Genomic DNA, 23,759 nt, shown 5'->3' on the forward strand with positions numbered 1-23,759 from the left:
CGGTTTTCAACCGCTCGCCCGCCTTGCGCGGAATCAGCGAGGGCGCCACCACCGCGCAGCCATGGCCCAGTGCTGTCAGATCACGGTAAAGGCCGTAGCCGCAGGGGCCTGCCTCGTAGCAAAAACTCAGCGACTCACCCGGCCGGCTCAACTGCTTGAGCAGTTTGCGCACCGCCGCGTCACTGTTCACGATAGTGCCGTGATACTCCGGCTCTCCGCGCCCAGGACGCGCCACCGCTACGGCAATCGTCGCTTTATGTACGTCCAAACCCACATAGACTTGGTTAAACTCATTCATGACCTGTCCCCCTCGATGCGGCTCTGTGTTGAAGGTGTTTCCCACTCCGAAAACATAACCCGCGTTCTCGAGGTGGGGCAGGTCAATCCATGATGTCTACAGGAGCGCACCTTGCTCTTGTAGGAGCCGGCTTGCCGGCGATCATCGGCGATGGTGTCGGGATCGCCAGCAAGGACTAGACGCCCCTAGGCTCCTACGCTCGGAAGGCTCTTGCGCTTCTCCCTAGACACGTACGATCGCGTCGGCGGGGACCAATGGTCGGCTGAAGAGGCGGGGGCGCCGCGTGGTGGCAGGATCGGCAGCCGTTCAGCGCGCCACCAGCACGTCGCAGGGTGGCTGGTCGAGAAACTGCCGGGTCAGGCTGCCGAGCAGGGCGCTGCTGAGCTCGCCACGGCTGTGGCCGCCCAGGGCCAGCAGCTGCGGTCGCAGTTCGCCGATGGCGGCTTCCAGGCAGTTGCTGCGTTCACCCTGGTAGAGGCTGTAGCTGAGCCGCACGCCGTTGTCCGGCAACTGCGCCTGGATGTCCTCGAGCAACTGGTCGAACAGTTCCTCCTGCAGGGCCAGGCCGGCGTCGTCCGGGCCGTGCACCTCGGCCACTTCGTCTACGTTCAGCGCATGCAGCTCGGCATCGGCCGGCAGCAATCGCCAGGCGCATTGCAGGGCGCGGCTGGCGCAGGGCGAGAAGTCCAGCGCGGCCAGGGCCCGGTTGTAGGGCACGTCCGCCGGGGCGGTCGCCAGCAGCAGGGGCGCCGGGGCGTCGAGCAGGATGCGCTCCAGGGTGGTGCCGGCAAAGCCCTGCGTCGAATCGCGGTGGTGCCGGCCGAGCACCAGCAGGTCCGCCTCCAGCCCCCGGGCCTGGGTCAGCACTTCCTCGACGGGGCTGCCGCGGCGAATCCAGGGCTGCCGGTCGCCCAGGCCGTTCTGCTGCAAGCGGGTCCGCAGCAGGGCGCGCGCGGCGGCCTCGTCGGCTCCGGCATCGCGCTCGTCGAGCACGTGCAGCAGGCTCAGCCGCGCCCCGCGCTGCCGGGCCAGCTGGGCGCCGCGCTGCAAGGCCAGGTCGGCTTCCGGACTGAGATCGTGGGCGACGAGAATGTGCTGAACCATGGCGGCCTCGAGAAGCTGGCGAAAACCGCGAGTATGCCGCGCTGGCGTGCTCCTGTCCCGCTGGCATGCCGTCTCGGCAGGGCAATCGCGCGATGTCCTCAAAGCGCCGAAAACAGCACCGGAGGGCTGGTGACTGAACGACCGGCAGCGCGCGTTCGGGCGAAAACTGCCGTTCTCGTAGCCTGCCATCCTTCGTGCTGCGCTCCGGCCTCCAGCGCTTTTGTATCGAATGGCCGTTGTGGAAAACGTCATGGCGCGCTTGCCCGGTCGTCTCGGGACCGGCCGATGGCGGTAGCGTGGCGTTGACTGGGCGCAACATCTTTGCAACTGGCGGCGTCTCCCGCTTTTGTCGTGCCGATCCTGCCGCTATGCTTTGCCGGCATTCGAGCAGGAGTGAAGGATGAGCAAGGTCAGTGTGTTGGTGGTGGATGACGCGCCCTTTATCCGCGACCTGGTGAAGAAGGCGCTGCGTGGCTACTTCCCGGGTATCCGCATCGAAGATGCGATCGACGGGCGCAAGGCCCAGCAACTGCTCACGCGCGAGCGCTTCGATCTGGTCCTCTGCGACTGGGAAATGCCGGAGATGTCCGGGCTCGAACTGCTGACCTGGTGCCGCGCGCAGGAGGCGCTGAAGATCCTGCCGTTCATCATGGTCACCAGCCGCGGCGACAAGGAGAACGTGGTGCAGGCGATCCAGTCCGGCGTGTCGGATTTCATCGGCAAGCCGTTCTCCAACGAGCAGTTGACCAGCAAGGTACGCAAGGCCCTGGGCCGCGCCGGCAAGCTCGACGCCCTGGCCGCCAGCGCGCCGACCCGGAACATGGTCACCGGCATGGCCAACGATTCGCTGGCCGCGCTGACCGGCGGCAAGGCCGAAGCGGTGCGCCCCGCCCCGTCGCCAGCAGCGCCTGCGCCCTTGGTGCAGGCGCAGGCACCGGCCAGGCCGGCGGCTCCCGCCTCCGGGCGCGGCCAGGGGCAGTTGCGGCTGGCCTCGGGCACCCTGACGTGCGTGATCAAGGCGCTGAGCCTCAAGGACGCGCAGTTGGTGATCAGGCGCGGCGAGGCGCTGCCGCAGGTGCTGGAAAGCGCCGTGCTCGACCTGGAGCAGGGCGAGGGCGGCGAAATCGCCCGTCTCAACGGTTATTTGCACGCGGTCGCGGCGTTCGAGCCGAAGCCCGACAGCGAGTGGTTGCAGCTGTCCTTGCGCTTCGTCGACTGCGACCCGCAGAAGCTCGACTACCTGTCGCGGCTGATCGCCCGCGGCACCGCGCAACGGCATTTCGTTCCCGGTGCCTGATCCGATCGTGCCCCAGGCGACCGTTCGGCGGTTGCCGCGGCATACAAACTGACCGGCGTCACACCCCGACGGTCGGTGGCTCGCACAGGCGCAACGCCACTGCTAGTCTTGCCGCTCCAACAGCACGCCATTAGAGCTTTGCCGTTATGCTGGGGCGCCTTCTCCTCTTGCTCGGGCTGCCGCTGCTGGCCTCGCCGGCGCTGGCCCTGACCATCTACAAATACACCGATGCCAATGGCGTGGTGACCTACAGCGACCAGGCCGCACCTGGCGCGCAGGTGTTCGTCTTCCGCGACCGCATGGTGGAGAAGACCGATACCCAGGTCAGGCTGGAAACCCGCAAGCACGCCGCCGGCGAGACGCTGCTGGTGCGCAACGATCTCTACGCGCCGGTGGACATCGAGCTGAAGCTGGACAATGTCGAGAACGCCGTCGGCGCGCCGGCCAAGCCGATCCGCTGGGTGCTGCCGCCGCGCAGCCAGATCCGCCTGGCGACCCTGGCGCCGCGCGATGCCTCCAAACCGCTGAAATACACCCCCAGGCTGCGCCACGCGCTGGGCGACCCACGCCTGCTGCCCAAGCCCTACAAGTATCCGCTGCCCTGGCGCGGCGGGCCGTTCCGCCTGACCCAGGGTGCCAATGGCCAGTACAGCCACTTTACCCCCAAAGGTCGCTATGCGATGGACATCGCCATGCCCGAAGGCACGCCGATCATCGCCGCGCGCGGCGGCATGGTGGTGAAGGTGGAGAACGCGCAGAGCGGTCGCGGCAACAACCCGGCCGGCAATTTCGTGCGCATCATGCACGACGACGGCACCATGGGTGTCTATCTGCACCTGATGAAGGGGTCGGTGGCCGTGCGTGAAGGCCAGCGGGTGGAAATCGGCATGCGTATCGCCCGCTCCGGCAACACCGGCAACAGCACCGGCCCGCACCTGCACTTCGTGGTGCAACGCAATATCGGCCTGGCCATCGAATCGATTCCCTTCGACTTCTCCCAGCCGGTCGACAGCCTGCCGAATTTCGCCGTTGGTGGGGAATAGGGAATAGATAGCTACGAGCTTCAAGCCACAAGCTTCAAGTAAAAGCGGGGAAAGCAGCTTCAAGCTGCAAGCCATAAGTTGCAAGAAAAAGCCCGACAGCTGTAGGTCGGATCAGGCTTTACCGACCCGACGAGCGGAGTCACGGTGGATGTAAAAAGCGACATCCACCCTACGCTCGCTTGCAGGCTGCAGCTTGCAGCTTGCAGCTGCTTCACCCCTGCTTGAGGACCTTGGCCAGAATGATCTTCGGCCCACGCATCTTCTTGATGACGATCTGCAGCCCTTCGACCTGCAGTTCCTCGTTTTCCTCGGGCACTCGCTTGAGGGTTTCGTAGATCAGCCCGGCCAGGGTCTCGGCCTCGATATGGTCGAGATCGATGTGCAGCAGGCGCTCGACCTTGAACAGCGGCGTGTCGCCGCGCACCAGCAGCTTGCCCGGCTGGTAGGCGAGAATGCCGCGTTCGGTCTTGCGGTGTTCGTCCTGGATGTCGCCGACCAGCACTTCCAGCACGTCCTCCATGGTCAGGAAGCCGATGACCTTGTGATCGCCTTCCTCCACCAGGACGAAATGCGCTCCGCCCTGGCGGAACTGTTCGAGCAGTTCGCTCAGCGGCATGTGCTTGGACACCCGCTCCAGCGGGCGCAACAGCTCGCTCAGGTTGAAATGCTCGGCGAGTCGGTCGTCGCCCGCCAGCGCCAGCAGCAGATCCTTGATATGCAGCAGGCCGACGTACTCGCCCTGCTCGCCGTCATAGACCGGATAGCGGCTGTACTTGTGGCGGCGGATCACCTCGAGGATTTCCGCCAGCGGCGCGCCATACTCGAGTTGCAGCAGGTCCTCGCGGGAATTGGCCCAGTCGACGACTTCCAGCTCGCTCATCTCCACCGCCGAGGCCAGCACCCGGATCTGCTGGTCGCTGGGGTCGCGCGCGCGGTTGGAATGCAGGATCAGCTTGAGCTCTTCGCGGCTGTAGTGATGCTCGTGATCGGCACCGGGCTCGCCCTGGCCGGCGATGCGCAGGATGGCATTGGCGCTGGCGTTGAGCAGGTAGATCGCCGGATACATCAGCCAGTAGAAGAGATACAGCGGTGCGGCCGTCCACAGCGACAGCAGCTCGGGCTTGCGGATCGCCCAGGACTTGGGCGCCAGCTCGCCGACCACGATGTGCAGGTAGGAAATGATGAAGAACGCGGTGAAGAAGGCGATGCCGTGTACCAGTGCCGGCGACTGGATGCCGAGGGTGCCCAGCAGCGGTTCGAGCAGGTGGGCGAAGGCCGGTTCGCCGACCCAGCCGAGACCCAGCGAGGCCAGGGTGATACCCAGCTGGCAGGCCGACAGGTAGGCGTCCAGCTGGTTGTGCACGGTGCGCAGGATGTGCCCGCGCCAGCCGTGCTGACTGGCGATGGCTTCCACCTTGGTGGCGCGCAGCTTGACCATGGCGAACTCGGCGGCGACGAAGAAGCCGTTGAGCAGGACCAGGAACAGGGCGAAGAAAATCAGGCCGAGATCGGCGAAGTAGGAGGGTGCGACGTAACTGGGGGAAGGGTCCATGGATCGATCGAAAAGCCGGAGGAGCGCACAGCATGGGGCCGGTTGGTCGGCATTTCAAGCAGGCGCGTGTCGCATCGAACCAGCTCCCGATGGGCGAGGCGCGAGTGCGTAGGTTGGGTGGGGCCGCCGAGGTTGAGCTCCGCGAAGCCCAACGGACGGAATATCAATCCATCGCAAGTCCTTGGCTTAGGAGGTGTCGGGCTTCGCCGCTACGCGGCTCAACCCGACCTGGCTACCCTACGCCAGCTGCGATGGCGGGAAATGGCAGGAAAAGCGGCTGCCCTGGCCCGGAATGCTACTGATGTCCAGTCGACCCTGGTGGCGCAGCAGCACGTGCTTGACGATGGCCAGGCCCAGCCCGGTGCCGCCGGTGCTGCTGGCGCGGCTGGAGTCGACCCGGTAGAAGCGCTCGGTCAGGCGCGGCAGGTGCTTGGCTTCGATTCCGATACCGCTGTCCTCGACGCATAGATGCGCCCCGGTCTCGTCGCGCCACCAGCGCACATGGATGTCGCCGCCGTCCGGCGTGTACTTCACCGCATTGAACACCAGGTTGGAAAAGGCGCTGCGCAGCTCCGCCTCGCTGCCCTTGAGCTGCAGCGCCGGGTCGGCGTCGAGGCTGATGGCATGGCCGCGCGCGCCGGACAGGGCGCGGGCATCGCTGATGATCGACTGCAGCAGCAGCGCCACCGCTACCGGCTGGTTGTCGGCCGGGTGGCTGGTGGCTTCCAGCTTGGCCAGCAACAGCAGGTCGTTGAGCAGGTGCTGCATGCGCCCGGCCTGCTGGTTCATCTGCTGCAGCGCACGCAGCCAGCGCGGGTTGAGCTGGTCGGTGTTCTCCAGGAGGGTCTCCAGGTAGCCGGCGATCACCGTCAGCGGGGTACGCAGCTCGTGGGAGACATTGGCGACGAAATCCTTGCGCATCTGTTCCAGCTGATGCAGCCGGGTGACGTCGCGCACCAGCAGCAGGTGCTCGCTCTTGCCGTAGCGGGTGATGTTGAACTGCAGGCGAATGCGGTCATTCACCGGTGAGACCAGCTCCAGCGGCTGGTCGTAGTTGCCGCTTTCGAAATATTCCTTGAATGCCGGGTGGCGCACCAGGTTGGTGATCGGATGGCCACTGTCCTGCGGCTTCTTCAGCCCCAGCAGGCGGTTGGCGGCGATGTTCCACCATTGCAGGTTGCCATCGCTGTCCAGGGTGATCACGGCGTCCTTGAGCGCGGCGGTGGAGCCCTGCACGCGGTCGATCACCGCCTGCAGCTGGCCGCGCAGGCGCAGGTCGCGGCGTTGCAGCTGGTAGAGGTTGTCGAACACGTCGCCCCAGATGCCGGCGGAGTCCGGCGGCGGTTCGTCGGGGTCGCTGCGGCGCAGCCATTTCTGCAGGCGCAGCAGCTGGCGCAGCGTCCAGCCGAGGTAGCCAGCCAGGCCGAGCAGCAGCATCCAGGCGTACTCGCCGGTGATCAGGCCGAGCAGCAGACAGCCGCCCAGCAGGAGCAGCAGGCGACGTACGAGGGCTCCTTGCCAGTCCTGGTTCAACGAAAACACTCCTGGAAGACGCCAGTGGTGGCGGGGTGGGCGCTGAAGCCCGAGGTGAGAGCCACGCTCACGATAGGTGCTCAGCTCTTGCTGGAGAAACGATAGCCGGTGCCGCGCACGGTCTGTACCAGGTTTTCGTAGACCTCGCCGAGCGCCTTGCGCAAGCGGCGGATGTGCACGTCGACGGTGCGCTCCTCGACGTAGACGTTGCCACCCCAGACCTGGTCGAGCAACTGGCCGCGGGTGTAGGCGCGTTCCTGGTGGGTCATGAAGAACTGCAGCAAGCGGTATTCGGTAGGGCCCATCTCGGCCGGCTTGCCGTCGATGGTGACGCGGTGGCTGACCGGGTCGAGCAGCAGGCCGCCGATCTCGATCGGCGTTTCGCTGTCGCTGGGCGCGGCGCGGCGCAGCACGGCCTTGAGGCGTGCGACCAGTTCGCGCGGGGAGAACGGCTTGGTGATGTAGTCGTCGGCACCGACTTCCAGGCCCTGGATCTTGTTGTCCTCTTCGCCCTTGGCAGTGAGCATGATGATCGGGGTGTCGGCGGTCAGCTCGTCGCGCTTGAGCCGGCGTGCCAGTTCGATGCCGGAGGTGCCGGGCAGCATCCAGTCGAGCAGGATCAGGTCGGGCTTGCGGTCGACGATCAGCGCATGGGCCTGCTGGGTATTCTCCGCCTCCAGGCAGTCGTAGCCGGCCATTTCCAGGGCGACGACGATCATCTCGCGGATCGGCGCCTCGTCATCGACGATCAGTATGCTCTTGCCGTTCATGGTCAAGCCTCGGGTCGTTCTTGTCGTCCGGCATTAGATAACGGAATTATTGCAGCCATATGACAGATAGGCGGCAGGAGAAAGCGGCGGCAGGTCGCGGATGTAGGGCGGGTGAAACCCGCCGGTGTGCGGGAGGCCAGCTCCATGATCGGCGGGTTGCAACCCGCCCTACGCCTGAAGCGCTCAGCGAGCGGCGTAATCGACCACGATACCGAGCAGAACCGCCAGTCCCGCCCAGTGGTTGTGGAGGAAGGCGACGAAGCACTTGTGCCGGTCGCGCGAGCGGGTGTACCAGAACTCCCAGGCGTAGCAGGCGGCCGCAATCACCAGGCCGAGGTGGAACCACTGGCCCAGCTCGAAGCGCGCGCCGGCCAGCAGCAGGCAGAACAGCGCCAGGCCCTGCAGCGTGAGGACGATCACCCGGTCGGCCTCGCCGAAGAGGATGGCGGTGGACTTGATGCCGATCTTCAGGTCGTCCTCGCGGTCGGCCATGGCGTAGTAGGTGTCGTAGCCCACCGTCCACACCACGTTGGCGATGAACAGCAGCCAGGCTTCGGGGGGCAGCGTGCCGCGCGTGGCGGTGAAGCACATGAGGATGCCCCAGGAGTAGGCGGCGCCGAGCACCACCTGCGGGTAGTAGGTGTAGCGCTTCATGAACGGGTACAGCGAGGCGACCGCCAGCGCGCCGAAGGACAGCCAGACGGTGACGGCATTGGTCAGCAGCACCAGGCCGAAGCTGAGCGCCACCAGCACGGCGAACAGCCCCCAGGCCTCGCGCGGGCGCACCCGGCCGGTAGCCAGCGGGCGCGTGTTGGTGCGCTGCACGTGCCCGTCGAAATGGCGGTCGGCGAAATCGTTGATCGCGCAGCCGGCAGCGCGCATCAGGATCACCCCGGCGACGAAGATGAACAGGTGCTTGGCGCTCGGCACGCCTTCGGCGGCTATCCACAGCGCCGACAGCGTCGGCCACAACAGCAGGTAGATGCCGATGGGCCGGTCCAGGCGCATCAGCTGGATGAAGTCCCAGGCACGCGGATGCAGGCGATTGCACGATTGCAGCAGTTTCAGATACATCGGCGTCTCCATGCGAAAGAGGGCGATTATACGAGGCGGGCCTGCGCCTCAGAGCTTGTTCACGATCTCGCGAGCTAGAGTCATGCAAGGCAAAAACTGGCGAAAGACGTAGCGCAGCGGGGTAACAGCCGAAGGCTGGCCCGCAGGGTGAGCGCAGCGAATCAAGCGGAGTTTACTGATGTAAATGAGCATTCCGAGCCTGTTTTTAACGCAGCAGGACCGACGCGCAGCAGATCGTGAATGGGCTCTCAGGGGGCGATGCCGGCGGCCTGCCATAGCACGGGCAGGAACACCTCGGCGACCAGGATGCCGAGCCGGCCCTGGCTGAAACACGAGCGCCGCGCCCAGAGACCATCCTGGCGGTATTCGGACGGCAGCCAGAGCGCCGGATAGTGGCAGGCCTGCAGCGCGCCGCGGGCGAACGCCGGGTCGCTGAACAGCAGCTCGCCCAGCGAGCGCTCGCCGAGGTGCTGCAGATCCAGCCCGGAGCGCTCCAGGGCGTCGCGCGCGGCGACGCTGCGGGCGAATACCCAGGGCTGGCCGTGGCCGCACAGGTAGGCCTCGCGCACCCAGCCTTCGCTGCCGGGTGCCACGCCCAGCGCCGCGCACTCGTCCGCGCGCAGCGGCTGCCAGGCCTCTTGCAGCGGGACGACGCTGAACGCGCCGTCGGCCAGGTCGGTGAGGCGCCGGGTCAGCGAGCCCTTGTCGACGTACAGCCAATCATGCAGGGCGGGATCGAGCGGGTGGGGCAGGCGGTCGGCACTCAGCCAGTCTATGAATTCGGACATGGGCGCAATCGGGCGTAGCGAAAAGAGCGGCGAGTCTAGCATTACAGGTAGCCGCAAGCCGCAAGCTACAAGCCACAAGGTAGGACGCTCTTCGCTTGAGGCTTGCAGCTTGACGCTTGCCGCTGCTTCTAAGTCCAGCCCTCCAACCGCATGGTGGCCCGCACCAGACGCTGTTCCTCCTGCTCGATTTCCTTGAGGTTGTCGCGGATGCTGTGGATGTGATCGCGCGCCGCGCGCTGGGCCTGTTCCGGCAGGCGTTCGGTGACGGCATGGAACAGGCGCGAATGCTGGCGGTCGATCTGCCGCTTCTGCATCGGCCGGTGATAGAGGTTGTTCACCGAGGCGAAAACGGTGGAAAGCATCAGGTCGGTCAGCGATTGCAGCGTGTGCACCAGCACCGGGTTGTGCGAGGCCTCGCAGATCGCCAGATGAAAGGCATGGTCGAGGCGCGCATGCTCGCGCGGGTCGGCACCCTGTTCAGCGGCATGGGCGGCGAGCATTTCCTCGTAACGCCGGCGCAGCAGGACGAAATCGGCATCGGTGCCGCGCAGCGCCGCGAGCCGGGCGGATTCGCCCTCGAGCAGGGCTCGCACTTCCAGCAAGTCGTAGAGCGTGCGCGGTTGCGAATTGAACAGGTGCATCAGCGGACTGGCGTCGTGCTTGCCCGACAGCTGGGCGACGAACGAGCCGCGGCCCTGTGCGGTTTCGATGATGCAGCGCCCGCGCAACACGCGCAGGCCTTCGCGCAGTGCCGAGCGGGAAATGCCGAGCTTTTCGCACAGGCGTCGCTCCGAGGGCAGCGCCTGGCCGACCTTGAGCACGCCGTCGACGATCAGGCGTTCGATCCGCTCGGCCACCACATCGGCAACCTGACGACGGTCATTGTGGTTCTCGCTCAACATGCAGTCTCCTCCAGCTGGTAGGACCAGTTGCCGGCGAGTTTAGCGCGAATACCTGAAGACCTGTATGCCCGCGCTGTAGGACGGTATTTCGGTAGTGCGGCGCCAGCCTGACTACAAAAAACTGGTAGGACCAGTTCGCTTGGGGGTGGACGACAAGGGGAATCGACGTTAATCATGCGGCAATACACCGCAGCGGGCCGTGCTGGCGGTGAATTACAAGAGCACCTGAACCTGCCATGAACATTCTCTACGACGAACGCGTCGATGGTGCGTTGCCCAAGGTCGACCGGGCCGCACTGCTGACCGAGCTGCAACGACAGCTGCCTGATCTGGAAATCCTCCACCGCCGCGAAGACCTCAAGCCCTACGAGTGCGACGGTCTTTCCGCCTACCGCACCACGCCGATGCTGGTGGTACTGCCCGAGCGCATCGAGCAGGTCGAAACCCTGCTCAAGCTCTGCCATGAACGCGGCGTACCGGTGGTCGCCCGTGGCGCCGGCACCGGCCTGTCCGGCGGTGCGCTGCCACTGGAGCAGGGCATCCTGCTGGTGATGGCGCGTTTCAACAAGATTCTCGAAGTCGATCCGGCCGGGCGCTTCGCCCGCGTCCAGCCCGGCGTGCGCAACCTGGCGATTTCCCAGGCCGCGGCGCCCTACGAGCTGTACTACGCGCCCGATCCGTCGTCGCAGATCGCCTGCTCCATCGGCGGCAACGTCGCCGAGAACGCCGGTGGCGTGCACTGCCTGAAGTACGGGCTGACTGTGCACAACCTGCTCAAGGTGGACATCCTCACCGTCGAGGGCGAGCGCATGACGCTCGGCTCCGAGGCGCTGGATTCGCCGGGCTTCGATCTCTTGGCGCTGTTCACCGGCTCCGAGGGCATGCTCGGCGTGGTCACCGAGGTGACCGTCAAGCTGCTGCCCAAGCCGCAGGTGGCCAAGGTGCTGCTGGCCGCCTTCGACTCGGTGGAGAAGGCCGGGCGCGCGGTGGGCGACATCATCGCCGCGGGCATCATCCCCGGCGGCCTGGAAATGATGGACAACCTGTCGATCCGCGCCGCCGAGGACTTCATCCATGCCGGCTATCCGGTGGATGCCGAGGCGATCCTGCTCTGCGAACTGGACGGCGTGGAAGCCGACGTGCACGACGACTGCGCACGGGTCAGCGAAGTGCTCAAGCTGGCCGGTGCCACCGAAGTGCGCCTGGCCAGGGACGAAGCCGAGCGCGTGCGATTCTGGGCCGGGCGCAAGAACGCCTTCCCGGCGGTCGGGCGCATCTCGCCGGACTACTACTGCATGGACGGCACCATCCCGCGGCGCGAACTGCCGGGCGTGCTCAAGGGTATTTCCGATCTGTCCGAGCGTTTCGGCCTGCGCGTGGCCAACGTGTTCCATGCCGGCGACGGCAACATGCACCCGCTGATCCTCTTCGATGCCAACCAGCCGGGCGAGCTGGAGCGCGCCGAGGAACTGGGCGGCAAGATCCTCGAACTCTGTGTCGAGGTCGGTGGCAGCATCACCGGCGAGCACGGCGTCGGTCGCGAGAAGATCAACCAGATGTGTTCGCAGTTCAACGCCGACGAGCTGACCCTGTTCCATGCGGTCAAGGCGGCCTTCGACCCCAGCGGCCTGCTCAACCCCGGCAAGAACATCCCGACGCTGCATCGCTGCGCCGAATTCGGCCGCATGCACATCCACAACGGCGAGCTGCCTTTCCCCGAACTGGAGCGCTTCTGATGTCCGTATCCGCACACGACGCCAGCGCCGAGCTGCTGGACCAGGTCAACCAGGCGCTCGCCGCCAGGACCCCGTTGCGCATCCAGGGCGGCGGCAGCAAGGCCTTTCTCGGCCGCCCGGTCGAGGGCGTGCTGCTCGATACCCGCGCGCATCGCGGCATCGTCAGCTACGACCCCACCGAACTGGTGGTCACCGCGCGTGCCGGCACGCCGCTGGTCGAGCTGGAAGCGGCGCTGGACGAAGCCGGGCAGATGCTGCCCTGCGAGCCGCCGCATTTCGCTGAAGGAGCCACCGTCGGCGGTGCGATCGCCGCCGGCCTGTCCGGGCCGCGCCGGCCCTGGAGCGGTTCGGTGCGCGATTTCGTGCTCGGCTCGCGCATCATCACCGGCCAGGGCAAGCACCTGCGTTTCGGCGGCGAGGTGATGAAGAACGTCGCCGGCTACGACCTGTCGCGCCTGATGGCCGGCAGTTTCGGCTGCCTCGGCGTGCTCACCGAAGTCTCGCTCAAGGTGCTGCCCAAGCCGCGCCTGTGCAGCAGCCTGCGCCTGGAGATCGACCAGGATCGCGCCCTGCTCAAGCTCGCCGAATGGGGCCAGCAGCCGATTCCGATCAGTGCCGCCAGCCATGACGGCCAGGCGCTGTACCTGCGCCTGGAAGGCGGCGAGGGCTCGGTCAGGGCCGCGTGCGAGCGCATCGGCGGCGAGGCGCTCGATGCCGGCTACTGGAATGACCTGCGCGAACAGCGCCTGGCGTTCTTCGCCGACGCGCGCCCGCTGTGGCGCCTGTCCCTGCCGAACGACACGCCGGTGCTGGCGTTGCCGGGCGAGCAGCTGCTGGACTGGGCCGGTGCCCAGCGCTGGCTGAAGAGCGATGCCGATGCCGAGACGATTCGCGGCATCGCCAGCGAGGTCGGTGGCCATGCCATGTGCTTCAGCGCCGGTGCCACCGCCAGCCCGTTCCAGCCGCTGGCCGCGCCGCTGCTGCGCTATCACCGCCAGCTCAAGGCCGCGCTCGACCCCCAGGGGATCTTCAACCCTGGCCGCATGTATTCCGAGGTCTGACGACGTATGCAAACGAATCTGAGCGAAGCCGCGAAAAAACTGCCGCGCGCAGAGGAAGCCGAGAGCATCCTGCGCTCCTGCGTGCACTGCGGCTTCTGCAACGCCACCTGCCCGACCTACCAACTGATCGGCGACGAGCTGGACGGCCCGCGCGGGCGCATCTACCTGATGAAGCAGATGTTCGAAGGCGGCGAGGTGACCGAGAGCACCCAGCTGCACCTGGATCGCTGCCTGACCTGCCGCAATTGCGAAACCACCTGCCCGTCCGGGGTGAAGTACCACAACCTGCTGGACATTGGCCGCGACTTCATCGAACGGCAGGTCCCACGACCGCTGGGCGAGCGGCTGCTGCGCGGCGGCCTGCGCACGGTGATCCCGCGTCCGGGGCTGTTCAAGGCGCTGCTGGGTACCGGCAACACGCTGAAGCCGCTGATGCCGGCCTCGCTCAAAGGCCATCTGCCGCGCGAGATCCGTCCGCCCAAGCCGCGTCCGCAGGCGACCCACGCGCGTCGCGTGCTGATGCTCGAAGGCTGCGTGCAGCCGAGCCTGTCGCCGAGCACCAATGCCGCTGCCGCGCGGGTGCTCGACCGCCTCGGCATCAGCGTCACACCGGCCCGCGAAGCCGGTTGCTGCGGTGCGGTGGACTACCACCTCAACGCCCAGGACACCGGCCTCGAGCGCGCGCGGCGCAACATCGACGCCTGGTGGCCGGCCATCGAGCAAGGCGCCGAAGCCATCGTGCAGACCGCCAGCGGCTGTGGCGCCTTCGTCAAGGAGTACGGCCATCTGCTCAAGGACGACCCGGCCTATGCGGCCAAGGCCGCGCGCGTCAGCGCGCTGGCCAAGGACCTGGTCGAGGTGCTGCGTGGCACCGATCTGGAAAACCTCGGGGTCAAGGCCGACAAGCGCATGGCCTTCCATTGCCCATGCACTCTGCAGCACGCACAGAAACTCGCTGGCGCGGTCGAGGAGGTACTGAGCCGCCTGGGCTTCCAGCTCACCGCGGTACCCGATGCGCACCTGTGCTGCGGCTCGGCGGGCAGCTACTCGATCACCCAGCCGGAGATTTCCCACCAGCTGCGCGACAACAAGCTCAACGCGCTGGAAAGCGGCAAGCCGGAAGTGATCGTCACCGCCAACATCGGCTGCCAGACCCACCTCGATGGCGCCGGCCGTACGCCGGTCAAGCACTGGATCGAGGTGGTCGAAGAGTCGATGGGGTAACGGTGGAAATCCCGCGCAGCGAATTTCCACCAGCCGGTAGGTTGGGTTGAGCGCAGCGAAGCCCAACGGGCGGAGTGTCAGGCGACGCGGCGGTGCGAGTTGGGCTTCGGCGCTTCGCTTCTCAACCCAACCTACGCCGCAGGCAGGCGCAGGTACAACGAACAACCGAAATACGAAGACAGGAAACTAGACATGAAAAGCAAAGCCGTACTGACCCAGAACGAAGTCGCCACCATCCTCGCCGCCGCGCGGGCCGAGGCCCAGAACAACGGCTGGGCCGTGACCATCGTCGTCGCCGATGACGGCGGCCATCCGCTGGTGCTCGAGCGCCTGGACGGCTGCGCGCCGATCGCCGCCTACATCGCCACCGAGAAGGCCCGCAGCGCCGCGCTGGGCCGCCGCGAAACCAAGGGCTACGAGGACATGGTCAACGGCGGTCGCAGTGCCTTCCTCTCGGCGCCGGTGGTGTGCTCGCTGGAAGGCGGCGTGCCGCTGATCGTCGACGGCCAGGTGATCGGCTCGGTGGGCGTCTCCGGCGTGACCGCCGCGCAGGATGCGCAAATCGCCAAGGCCGGCGTCGCCGCCCTGGCCAACTGATTCAGGCAAAAAGGAGAACAACAGATGACCGAGCGTGTAACCCTGGGCCGCCTGCAAGTGGCGGCCAACCTGCAGCGTTTCATCGAAGACGAAGTCCTGCCGGGCACCGGTATCGAAGCCGCGGCCTTCTGGCAGGGCCTGGACGCCCTGGTCCATGACCTGGCGCCGAAGAACCGCGAACTGCTCGCCGAGCGCGACCGCCTGCAGGTCGAGCTGGACAACTGGCACAAGGCCAATCCGGGGCCGATCAAGGACATGCCGGCCTACCGCGCCTTCCTCGAATCCATCGGCTACCTGCAGCCGGTGCCGGAGCAGGTGAAGATCGAGACGGCCAATGTCGACATCGAGATCGCCACCCAGGCCGGCCCGCAGCTGGTGGTGCCGATCATGAACGCGCGTTACGCGCTGAACGCCGCCAACGCCCGCTGGGGCTCGCTGTACGATGCGCTGTACGGCACCGATGCGATCTCCGAAGAGGGCGGTGCGCAGAAGGGCCCGGGCTACAACGAAGTGCGTGGCGCCAAGGTCATCGCCTTCGCCCGCGACTTCCTCGACCAGGCCGCGCCGCTGGCCGAAGGCAGCCATGCCGACGCGGTCAACTACCGTGTGCAGGAAGGCCAGTTGAAGGTCACCCTGGAGAATGGCAGCGTCACCGCCCTGGCGCAGCCGGAGAAGTTCGTCGGCTTCCAGGGCGACGCGCTCGAGCCCAAGGCCGTACTGCTGAAGAACAACGGCCTGCACGTCGAGATCCAGATCGATCCGAACAGCCCGATCGGCCAGACCGATGCCGCCGGCATCAAGGATCTGCTGGTCGAGGCCGCCGTCTCCACCATCCTCGACTGCGAAGACTCGGTCGCCGCCGTCGATGCCGACGACAAGGTGCTGGCCTACCGCAACTGGCTGGGCATCATCCAGGGCACGCTCAGCGAAGAAGTGGCCAAGGGCAACGGCAGCTTCATTCGCCGGCTGAACCCGGACCGCGAGTACAGCGCGCCGAACGGCGGTAGCCTGACCCTGCACGGTCGCTCGCTGCTGTTCATCCGCAACGTCGGCCACCTGATGACCAACCCGGCGATCCTCGACGAAGCGGGCCGCGAGATTCCCGAAGGCATCATGGACGGCGTGTTCACCAGCCTGATCGCCAAGCACGACCTGGCGCGCAAGGGCAACTCGCGCACCGGCAGCGTCTACATCGTCAAGCCGAAGATGCATGGTCCTGCGGAAGTCGCTTTCGCCGACGAACTGTTCACCCGCGTCGAAGACCTGATCGGTGTGCCGCGCCATACCCTGAAGATGGGCATCATGGACGAGGAGCGCCGCACCAGCGCCAACCTCAAGGCCTGCATCGGCGCCGCCAAGCACCGCGTGGCCTTCATCAACACGGGCTTTCTCGACCGCACCGGCGACGAGATGCATACCTGCATGGAAGCCGGCCCGGTGCTGCGCAAGGGCGACATGAAGAGCACCCCGTGGATCCAGTCCTACGAGCGCAACAACGTGCTGGTCGGCCTGGCCTGCGGCCTGCGCGGCAAGGCCCAGATCGGCAAGGGCATGTGGGCCATGCCGGACCTGATGGCCGCCATGCTCGAGCAGAAGATCGGCCATCCGAAATCCGGCGCCAACACCGCCTGGGTGCCGTCGCCGACCGGCGCCACGCTGCATGCGCTGCACTACCACCAGGTGGACGTGCAGGCCGTGCAGAGCGAGCTGGAGACGATCGACCTGGGCGCCGAGCGCGAGCAGCTGCTCAACGACCTGCTGACCATCCCGGTGGTCGCCGAGGACAAGTGGAGCGCCGAAGAAAAGCAGCAGGAGCTGGACAACAACTGCCAGGGCATCCTCGGCTACGTGGTGCGCTGGGTCGAGCAGGGCGTCGGTTGCTCCAAGGTGCCGGATATCCACAACGTCGGCCTGATGGAAGACCGCGCCACGCTGCGCATTTCCAGCCAGCACGTGGCCAACTGGCTGCACCATGGCGTGGTGACGCGCGAGCAGGTGCAGGAAACCCTCGAGCGCATGGCCAAGGTGGTGGATCAACAAAATGCGGGCGATCCGCTCTACCGCGCCATGTCCAGCGACTACACTCAGTCGATCGCCTTCCAGGCGGCTTCGGATCTGGTGTTCAAGGGGCGCGAGCAGCCGGCGGGTTACACCGAGCCCCTGCTGCATGCCTGGAGGCAGCGTTTCAAGCAGGCCAACTGAGCGACGGGAGCGACAATCACGCTTGCTGAAGGCGATGCGCCTGTGCCAGCGTGACGGTTACAAGCCTCAGGTGCCGCAAGGTGCCTGGGGCTTTCGAGCATGGGCAGTGGGCCTCCGCACGTGGTGGCCCGCAGCCGGGACTTCCGCCTCGCGACGGAGTCCATGCTAGGCGCCGGGCACGCCCGGGCATAACGAAAGTGGTTCACAACAAAAACACAGGGACCCAACAAATGAGTCAAACACTACTGTCCATCCTGGCCTTCGTGCCGCTGGTACTGGCGGGTGTGCTGCTGATCGGCTTTCGCTGGCCGGCCAAGTATGCGATGCCGCTGGTTTTCGTCCTCACCGCACTGATCGGCCTGCTGGCCTGGGACATGACGCTCAACCGCGTCATCGCCTCGACCTTGCAGGGCCTTATCCTCACCGCGTCGATCCTGTGGATCATCTTCGGTGCGATCCTGCTGCTCAATACGCTCAAGCACTCCGGGGGAATCAGTGCAATTCGGCGTGGCTTCTCCAATATCAGCCCTGACCGCCGCGTCCAGGTGTTGATCGTGGCCTGGCTGTTCGGCTGCTTCATCGAGGGGGCTTCGGGTTTCGGTACGCCGGCTGCCGTGGCCGCTCCGCTGATGGTGGCGCTGGGCTTCCCGGCATTGGCCGCGGTGGTGATGGGGATGATGGTGCAGTCCACGCCGGTGTCCTTCGGCGCGGTCGGTACGCCGATCCTGGTCGGTGTCGGCGCGGGCCTCGATCAGGCCGGCCTCGGCACGCAACTGGCTGCGGTGGGCAGTAACTGGGATATTTTCTTCCACCTGATCTTCTCGCGTGTCGCGATCATCCATGCGCTGTGCGGGATTCTCATGCCGCTGATCATGATCAGCATCATGACCCGCTATTTCGGCCGCAACAAATCCTGGACCGAAGGCCTGGCCGTGGCGCCGTTCGCGATCTTCACCGGGCTGGCGTTCGTCATTCCCTACGCCGCCGCCGGTGTGTTCCTCGGCCCGGAATTCCCCTCGATGATCGGTGCGCTGGTTGGCCTGGCCATCGTGGTGCCGGCTGCCAAGGCCGGTTTCCTGCTGCCCAAGGACAGCTGGGACTTCGCCCCGGCCAGCGAATGGCCGGCGGAGTGGATGGGCAAGATCGAGATGAAGATCGAGGACGTGGCCGGCAAGGCACCGATCTCCGTCCCGATGGCCTGGGCTCCCTACCTGTTGCTGGCCGCGCTGCTGGTCGCCTCGCGGATCTTCCCGCAGTTCAAGGCGGCGCTGATGTCGCTGAGCTTCGGCTGGACCAACATCCTGGGTGAAACCGGTGTATCCGGTACCCTGGAACCCTTGTACCTGCCGGGCGGCATCCTCTGCATGGTGGTGATCCTGACGTTCTTCCTGCATCGCATGAGTGCAAGGGAACTGGGCGCGGCGGTCAGCGAGTCGAGCAAGACCCTGCTCGGCGCCGGCTTCGTGCTGATCTTCACCATCCCGATGGTGCGCATCCTGATCAATTCCGGCGTCAACGGCTCGGATCTGGTCTCGATGCCGGTGGCCATGGCGCAGCTGGTGGCCAACAGCGTGGGCGACGTCTATCCGTTCTTCGCCCCGGCGGTCGGTGCGCTGGGCGCCTTCATCGCCGGTTCCAACACCGTCTCCAACCTGATGCTGTCGCAGTTCCAGCTCAACACCGCCGGCCTGCTGGGCCTGTCCGGTGCGCTGATGGTGGCGCTGCAGTCGGTGGGCGCAGCGGCGGGCAACATGATCGCCATCCACAACGTGGTGGCCGCTTCGGCGACCGTGGGGCTGCTGGGCCGCGAAGGCATCACGCTGCGCAAGACCATGCTGCCGACCCTCTACTACCTCATCCTGGCCGGCATCATCGGCCTGATCGGGTTCTACGTGATGGGCATCGGCGATCCGCTGGTGGGCACGGCCGGCTGAGTCCGCTGTTCCCGATGACGGGCGGCTTCGGCCGCCCGTTTTCATTTCCGGGCTTGGTGCGGGGTGGCGTTCTGGTATAGCTTGCGTCGCAATCGACAGTATCGAGGTCCAGCATGAAAAAGTGGCAATGTGTGGTGTGCGGCTACATCTATGACGAGGCGCAAGGCCTGCCGGAAGAGGGCATCGCCCCGGGCACGCGCTGGGAAGACGTGCCGGAGGACTGGATCTGCCCGGACTGCGGCGTCGGCAAGATGGACTTCGAGATGATCGCCATCTCCTGATTCGCCGCTTCGAGAACCCGTGAGGAAAATGACGTGACGGCACCCGTAGTGATCATCGGCACCGGCCTGGCCGGCTACAACCTGGCGCGCGAATGGCGCAAGCTCGACCGCGATACGCCGCTGCTGCTGATCACCGCCGACGACGGGCGTTCCTACTCCAAACCGCTGCTGTCCACCGGCTTCGCCGCCAACAAGGATGCCGACACCCTGGGCATGGCCAGTGCAGGCGCCATGGCCGAGCAACTGGATGCCGAGATTCGTACCCATACCCGGGTGACCCGGCTCGATCCGGCGAACCGGCGCATCTGGATCGGCAACGAGCCGGTGGCCTATCGCGATCTGGTCCTGGCCTGGGGCGCGCAGGCCGTCAGGGTGCCGGTCGCCGGCGATGCCGAGGAGGCGATCTTCCCGATCAACGACCTGCTCGACTACGGCCGTTTCCGCGCCGCCGCGGCGGGCAAACGGCGGGTGCTGATCCTCGGCGCCGGCCTGATTGGCTGCGAATTCGCCAACGACCTGCTGCAGGGCGGCTACGAGGCCGAGCTGGTCGCGCCGAGCCAGCAGATCATGCCCGGGCTGCTGCCAGCGGAGGCCGCCCGCGCGGTGCAGAACGGCCTGGAAGGGCTGGGCGCGCGTTTTCACCTCGGACCGGTGCTGGAGCGTCTCGAGCACGGCGCCGATGGCCTTGTCGCGCAGTTGTCGGACGGCTCGCGGCTGACCTGCGATCTGGTGGTGAGCGCGGTGGGCCTGCGGCCGCGTACCGAGCTGGCAGCCGAGGCGGGGCTGCAGGTGGAGCGCGGCGTCGTCGTCGATCGCCTGCTGCAGACCTCGCACCCTCATGTCTATGCGCTGGGCGACTGCGCCGAGGTGGAGGGCCTGAACCTGCTCTACGTGATGCCCCTGATGGCGGGCGCGCGGGCGCTGGCGAAAACCCTGTTTGGCAATCCGACCTTTGTCAGTTACGGGCCGATGCCGGTCACGGTGAAGACGCCAGTGTGCCCGCTGGTGGTTTCGCCGCCGGCGCGGGGGGCGGTCGGCAACTGGACGGTTGAAGCCTGCGGCAACGACGTCAAAGCCCTCTATCTCGGGGCTGATGGCCAACTGCTCGGCTATGCGCTGACCGGCGCGGCGGTGCAGCAGCGGCTGGCACTGAACAAGCAACTGCCGCCGGTGCTGGCGGAACTACCGCAAATTCTGTCGCTAAAGACCCCGGGTTGAGTCCCGGATGCGCCGCGAGGGGCTGGCGCAGGTGCTAGCGCCGTGCCATTCTCCAAGGGTCTGCCGCAGCCTAGAGCTGTTGCAGCGCCTTTAGCGCTGTTCTCGCGAACAGTACGGACACAACAACAAAAATGTCTCAGAGGCTCCCCATGCGTAAACCGGAACTCGCCGCCGTCATCGCCGAGAAGGCCGATCTGTCCAAGGACCAGGCCAATCGCGTACTCAACGCCGTGCTGGATGAAATCACCAACGCGCTGAACCGCAAGGACAGCGTCACCCTGGTCGGTTTCGGCACTTTCATACAGCGCCACCGCGGCGCCCGTACCGGAAAGAACCCGCAGACCGGGCAGCCGGTCACCATCAAGGCCAGCAACACCGTCGCCTTCAAACCCGGCAAGCTGCTGAAGGACGCGGTGAACTGATCCGCGCTACCCGGAGCCGCCCGGCTCCGGGTCAACCTGACCGCCTGGTCCGTTCCGGACCGTTCCGTATCCGCCCTTTCCCCCGCCGGCCAAGCCACTACAATGCGGCTTTCTCCTCGTACCGCTCGGACCCCACCATGAAATTCCGTTTCCTGCTTTGGATGCTGGGCCGCCTGATGGCCAAGGCCAGCCGTAGCAATCCCGAGTTCCAGCAGCAGCTGGGCGACAAGGACCTGAGCTTCCAGCTGCATACCCTGGACGGCAAGGTGGCTCGGCAATTCATCGTCCGCAACCAGCGCATCACCAGCAAGCGCGGGCCGGCGAGCGAACCGGCCTTCGCCCTGGGTTTCAAGGATGCCGCCTACGGCTTCGCTACCCTGACGGCGAAGAACAAGCAGCTGGCGTTCATGCAGGGCATCCAGAACAAGGACATCCAGATCCAGGGCAACCCGGCGCTGGTGATGTGGTTCCAGGGGCTGACCAAGTACCTGAAGCCGAAGAAGGCCTAAAAAGCAGCCACAAGCTTGAAGCTTCAAGCTTCAAGCTTCAAGCTTCAAGCTTGTGGCTTGCAGCTGCTCTTCCCGCCATACCCTCGCCTCATCCTTCAACCAGTCCCGAAACGCCACCAACCCCGCCGACTCCACCTTGCGCTCGGGAACCATCAGGTAATACGCCCGCGTCTCACTGCGGTAGGCATGCGGATGCGCCGGCACCAGCCGCCCCTCGGCCAGCTCCCGCTGGATCAGGAAGGGCGGGATCAGCGCCACCCCCATGCCGTGCTCGGCGGCCTGGGCAAGCATGGAGAACAGCTCCAGGCGCGGGCCGGTCATGTCGCGGGCCACTTTCAGCCCCAGCGAGTCGAACCATTGCCGCCAGGCGTACGGGCGCGTGGTCTGCTGCAACAACGGCATCTCGGCGATGGCTTCGGCGGGCAGCGGCGCGTCGCCGGGCAGCAACGCCGGGCTGCATACCGGTTGCAGGTCCTCGGGCATGAGTACGTGCGCCTCGGTACCGGACCAGTCGCCGTCGCCGAAGTAGATCGCCGCGTCGAATTCGGTATCGGCGAAGAGAAAGGGGCGGGTGCGGTTGGTCAGGTTCACGGTGATCTCGGGATGCAGCGCCTGGAAGCGGCGCAGCCGTGGCACCAGCCACTGGGTGCCGAAGGTCGGCACCACCGCCAGTTCGAGGCTCATGGCGCCCTGCTGGCCCATCACCGAGAGCGTGTCGCGCTCGACCGCATCGAGCTGCGCGGCGATGCGGCGGGCATAGGAATGCCCAGCCTCGGTCAGCTTCACGCCGCGCCGTGAGCGGCGGAACAGTTCCAGGCCGAGGAACTCTTCCAGCCCGGCGATCTGCCGGCAGATCGCGCTCTGGGTCAGCGCCAGCTCGTCGGCGGCGCGGGTGAAGCTCTGATGGCGCGCGGCCGCCTCGAAGGCGATCAGGGCGGCGGTGCTGGGAATCTTGCGGCGCATTATGCGAAGACCTCACGGGAATTGCCTGCTATTGGTCGAAGAGCTTATCTCGGAGTGACCAAAGCGCACAGTTTGGTGCGAAATCCTCGTTTGCGACGCACTGGCGCTGCGCCTAGGATCAGCGCATCCCGCTCCGCGCCATGCGCGGTGTCCACGACAACGAGAGGAGCCCTCGATGGCCGGCAACGCACGCTTCAACTGGATCGACCCGCTGCTGCTCGATCAGCAACTGACCGAAGAAGAGCGCATGGTGCGTGATAGCGCCGCGCAGTTCGCCGCTGACAAGCTGGCACCGCGCGTGCTGGAAGCCTTCCGCCACGAACGGACCGATCCGGCGATCTTCCGCGAGATGGGCGAGACCGGCCTGCTCGGCGCGACCATTCCCGAAGCCTATGGTGGCAGCGGCCTCAACTACGTGTGCTACGGGCTGATCGCCCGAGAGGTCGAGCGGATCGACTCCGGCTACCGCTCGATGATGAGTGTGCAATCGTCGCTGGTGATGGTGCCGATCTTCGAGTTCGGCAATGAAGAAACCAAGCAGAAGTACCTGCCCAAGCTCGCCAGCGGCGAATGGATCGGCTGCTTCGGCCTGACCGAGCCGAACCATGGCTCCGATCCGGGCTCGATGGTCACCCGGGCGAAGAAGGTCGATGGCGGCTATCGCCTCAGTGGCAGCAAGATGTGGATCACCAACAGCCCGATCGCCGACGTCTTCGTGGTCTGGGCCAAGGACGACGAAGGGCAGATTCGCGGCTTCGTACTGGAGAAGGGCTGGCAAGGCCTGACCGCCCCGGCGATCCATGGCAAGGTCGGCCTGCGCGCGTCGATCACCGGCGAGATCGTGATGGACAACGTGTTCTGCCCCGAAGAGAACGCCTTCCCCGAGGTGCGCGGCTTGAAGGGGCCGTTCACCTGCCTGAACAGTGCGCGCTACGGCATCAGCTGGGGCGCGCTGGGCGCCGCCGAGTTCTGCTGGCATGCCGCCCGCCAGTACGTGCTCGACCGCCAGCAGTTCGGCCGTCCGCTGGCGGCCAACCAGCTGATCCAGAAGAAACTCGCCGACATGCAGACCGAAATCACCCTCGCCCTGCAGGGTTGCCTGCGCCTTGGGCGCATGAAGGACGAGGGCACGGCGGCGGTGGAGATCACCTCGATCATGAAGCGCAACAGTTGCGGCAAGGCGCTGGACGTGGCGCGCATGGCCCGCGACATGCTGGGCGGCAACGGCATCAGCGACGAGTTCGGCGTGGC

General features: G+C 66.2%; 21 protein-coding genes and 1 pseudogene. 13 read left to right on the forward strand and 9 right to left on the reverse strand.

What is annotated here, in order from left to right; all coding sequences use genetic code 11:
* A pseudogene (locus IN820_RS17000) lies at positions 1-298 on the reverse strand (IS110 family transposase); the annotation flags it as partial.
* Between the two features lie 306 nt (positions 299-604).
* Positions 605-1,402 (reverse strand): universal stress protein, encoded by a 798-nt coding sequence (locus IN820_RS17005; protein WP_193682109.1) that lies wholly within the window; start codon positions 1,400-1,402, stop codon positions 605-607.
* Positions 1,403-1,802: 400 nt separating this feature from the next.
* On the opposite strand from IN820_RS17005, the gene IN820_RS17010 reads away from it, so the two are divergent.
* Together IN820_RS17010 and IN820_RS17015 are read left to right on the forward strand one after the other, a co-directional pair.
* Positions 1,803-2,699, forward strand: coding sequence for a response regulator (locus tag IN820_RS17010; protein ID WP_193682110.1), 897 nt, complete (start codon positions 1,803-1,805; stop codon positions 2,697-2,699).
* 146 nt (positions 2,700-2,845) lie between these two features.
* On the forward strand, positions 2,846-3,742 hold the full coding sequence (locus tag IN820_RS17015; RefSeq protein ID WP_193682111.1) for a peptidoglycan DD-metalloendopeptidase family protein: 897 nt from the start codon (positions 2,846-2,848) through the stop codon (positions 3,740-3,742).
* Positions 3,743-3,953: 211 nt separating this feature from the next.
* Here IN820_RS17015 and IN820_RS17020 read toward each other — a convergent pair whose 3' ends face one another.
* The 6 genes from IN820_RS17020 to glcC all read right to left on the reverse strand — a co-directional run bounded on the left by IN820_RS17020 (position 3,954) and on the right by glcC (position 10,361).
* The gene (locus IN820_RS17020; RefSeq protein ID WP_193682112.1) at positions 3,954-5,294 is read right to left on the reverse strand and encodes a hemolysin family protein; all 1,341 of its coding nucleotides are present in this window, start codon (positions 5,292-5,294) and stop codon (positions 3,954-3,956) included.
* A 237-nt stretch (positions 5,295-5,531) separates the two neighbouring features.
* Positions 5,532-6,827 carry a phosphate regulon sensor histidine kinase PhoR gene (gene phoR / locus IN820_RS17025; protein WP_193682113.1) on the reverse strand — a complete coding sequence of 432 codons (1,296 nt, stop codon included), beginning with the start codon at positions 6,825-6,827 and terminating at the stop codon, positions 5,532-5,534.
* Positions 6,828-6,907: 80 nt separating this feature from the next.
* The gene (gene phoB / locus IN820_RS17030) at positions 6,908-7,597 is read right to left on the reverse strand and encodes a phosphate regulon transcriptional regulator PhoB (protein ID WP_193682114.1); all 690 of its coding nucleotides are present in this window, start codon (positions 7,595-7,597) and stop codon (positions 6,908-6,910) included.
* 183 nt (positions 7,598-7,780) lie between these two features.
* On the reverse strand, positions 7,781-8,671 hold the full coding sequence (gene ubiA / locus IN820_RS17035) for a 4-hydroxybenzoate octaprenyltransferase (RefSeq protein ID WP_193682115.1): 891 nt from the start codon (positions 8,669-8,671) through the stop codon (positions 7,781-7,783).
* Positions 8,672-8,919: 248 nt separating this feature from the next.
* Positions 8,920-9,459, reverse strand: a complete 540-nt coding sequence (locus IN820_RS17040) for a chorismate--pyruvate lyase family protein (RefSeq protein WP_193682116.1) — start codon at positions 9,457-9,459, stop codon at positions 8,920-8,922.
* A 128-nt stretch (positions 9,460-9,587) separates the two neighbouring features.
* On the reverse strand, positions 9,588-10,361 hold the full coding sequence (gene glcC, locus IN820_RS17045; RefSeq protein ID WP_193682117.1) for a transcriptional regulator GlcC: 774 nt from the start codon (positions 10,359-10,361) through the stop codon (positions 9,588-9,590).
* A 236-nt stretch (positions 10,362-10,597) separates the two neighbouring features.
* Between glcC and glcD the strand changes: the two genes are divergently transcribed.
* From glcD to IN820_RS17095, 10 genes are all read left to right on the forward strand, one after another.
* Positions 10,598-12,097 (forward strand): glycolate oxidase subunit GlcD, encoded by a 1,500-nt coding sequence (gene glcD, locus IN820_RS17050; RefSeq protein WP_193682118.1) that lies wholly within the window; start codon positions 10,598-10,600, stop codon positions 12,095-12,097.
* Entirely contained in the window at positions 12,097-13,158 is a 1,062-nt protein-coding gene (gene glcE / locus IN820_RS17055) for a glycolate oxidase subunit GlcE (RefSeq protein ID WP_193682119.1), read from the forward strand. The genes glcD and glcE overlap by 1 nt, the downstream gene beginning before the upstream one ends.
* Before the next feature lie 6 nt (positions 13,159-13,164).
* Positions 13,165-14,382: a glycolate oxidase subunit GlcF gene (glcF, locus tag IN820_RS17060; protein WP_193682120.1), complete on the forward strand. Its 1,218-nt coding sequence runs from the start codon at positions 13,165-13,167 to the stop codon at positions 14,380-14,382.
* 192 nt (positions 14,383-14,574) lie between these two features.
* Positions 14,575-14,979 (forward strand): heme-binding protein, encoded by a 405-nt coding sequence (locus IN820_RS17065; protein WP_193682121.1) that lies wholly within the window; start codon positions 14,575-14,577, stop codon positions 14,977-14,979.
* A gap of 24 nt (positions 14,980-15,003) precedes the next feature.
* Positions 15,004-17,181 carry a malate synthase G gene (locus tag IN820_RS17070; RefSeq protein WP_193682122.1) on the forward strand — a complete coding sequence of 726 codons (2,178 nt, stop codon included), beginning with the start codon at positions 15,004-15,006 and terminating at the stop codon, positions 17,179-17,181.
* Between the two features lie 230 nt (positions 17,182-17,411).
* Positions 17,412-19,115 (forward strand): L-lactate permease, encoded by a 1,704-nt coding sequence (locus IN820_RS17075; protein ID WP_193682123.1) that lies wholly within the window; start codon positions 17,412-17,414, stop codon positions 19,113-19,115.
* 113 nt (positions 19,116-19,228) lie between these two features.
* Positions 19,229-19,396, forward strand: a complete 168-nt coding sequence (locus IN820_RS17080) for a rubredoxin (RefSeq protein WP_193682124.1) — start codon at positions 19,229-19,231, stop codon at positions 19,394-19,396.
* A 33-nt stretch (positions 19,397-19,429) separates the two neighbouring features.
* Positions 19,430-20,614, forward strand: a complete 1,185-nt coding sequence (locus IN820_RS17085) for an FAD-dependent oxidoreductase (protein ID WP_193682125.1) — start codon at positions 19,430-19,432, stop codon at positions 20,612-20,614.
* 149 nt (positions 20,615-20,763) lie between these two features.
* On the forward strand, positions 20,764-21,036 hold the full coding sequence (locus IN820_RS17090; protein ID WP_193682126.1) for an HU family DNA-binding protein: 273 nt from the start codon (positions 20,764-20,766) through the stop codon (positions 21,034-21,036).
* 137 nt (positions 21,037-21,173) lie between these two features.
* A complete protein-coding gene (locus tag IN820_RS17095) occupies positions 21,174-21,545 on the forward strand; it encodes a helicase (RefSeq protein WP_193682127.1) in 372 nt (123 codons plus the stop codon).
* A gap of 30 nt (positions 21,546-21,575) precedes the next feature.
* Here IN820_RS17095 and IN820_RS17100 read toward each other — a convergent pair whose 3' ends face one another.
* On the reverse strand, positions 21,576-22,508 hold the full coding sequence (locus IN820_RS17100) for a LysR family transcriptional regulator (protein WP_193682128.1): 933 nt from the start codon (positions 22,506-22,508) through the stop codon (positions 21,576-21,578).
* Positions 22,509-22,683: 175 nt separating this feature from the next.
* On the opposite strand from IN820_RS17100, the gene IN820_RS17105 reads away from it, so the two are divergent.
* On the forward strand, positions 22,684-23,759 hold a 1,076-nt coding region (locus IN820_RS17105; protein WP_193682129.1), incomplete at its 3' end, for an acyl-CoA dehydrogenase.

This window comes from Pseudomonas lopnurensis, assembly GCF_015070855.1.
GTDB lineage: Bacteria > Pseudomonadota > Gammaproteobacteria > Pseudomonadales > Pseudomonadaceae > Stutzerimonas > Stutzerimonas lopnurensis.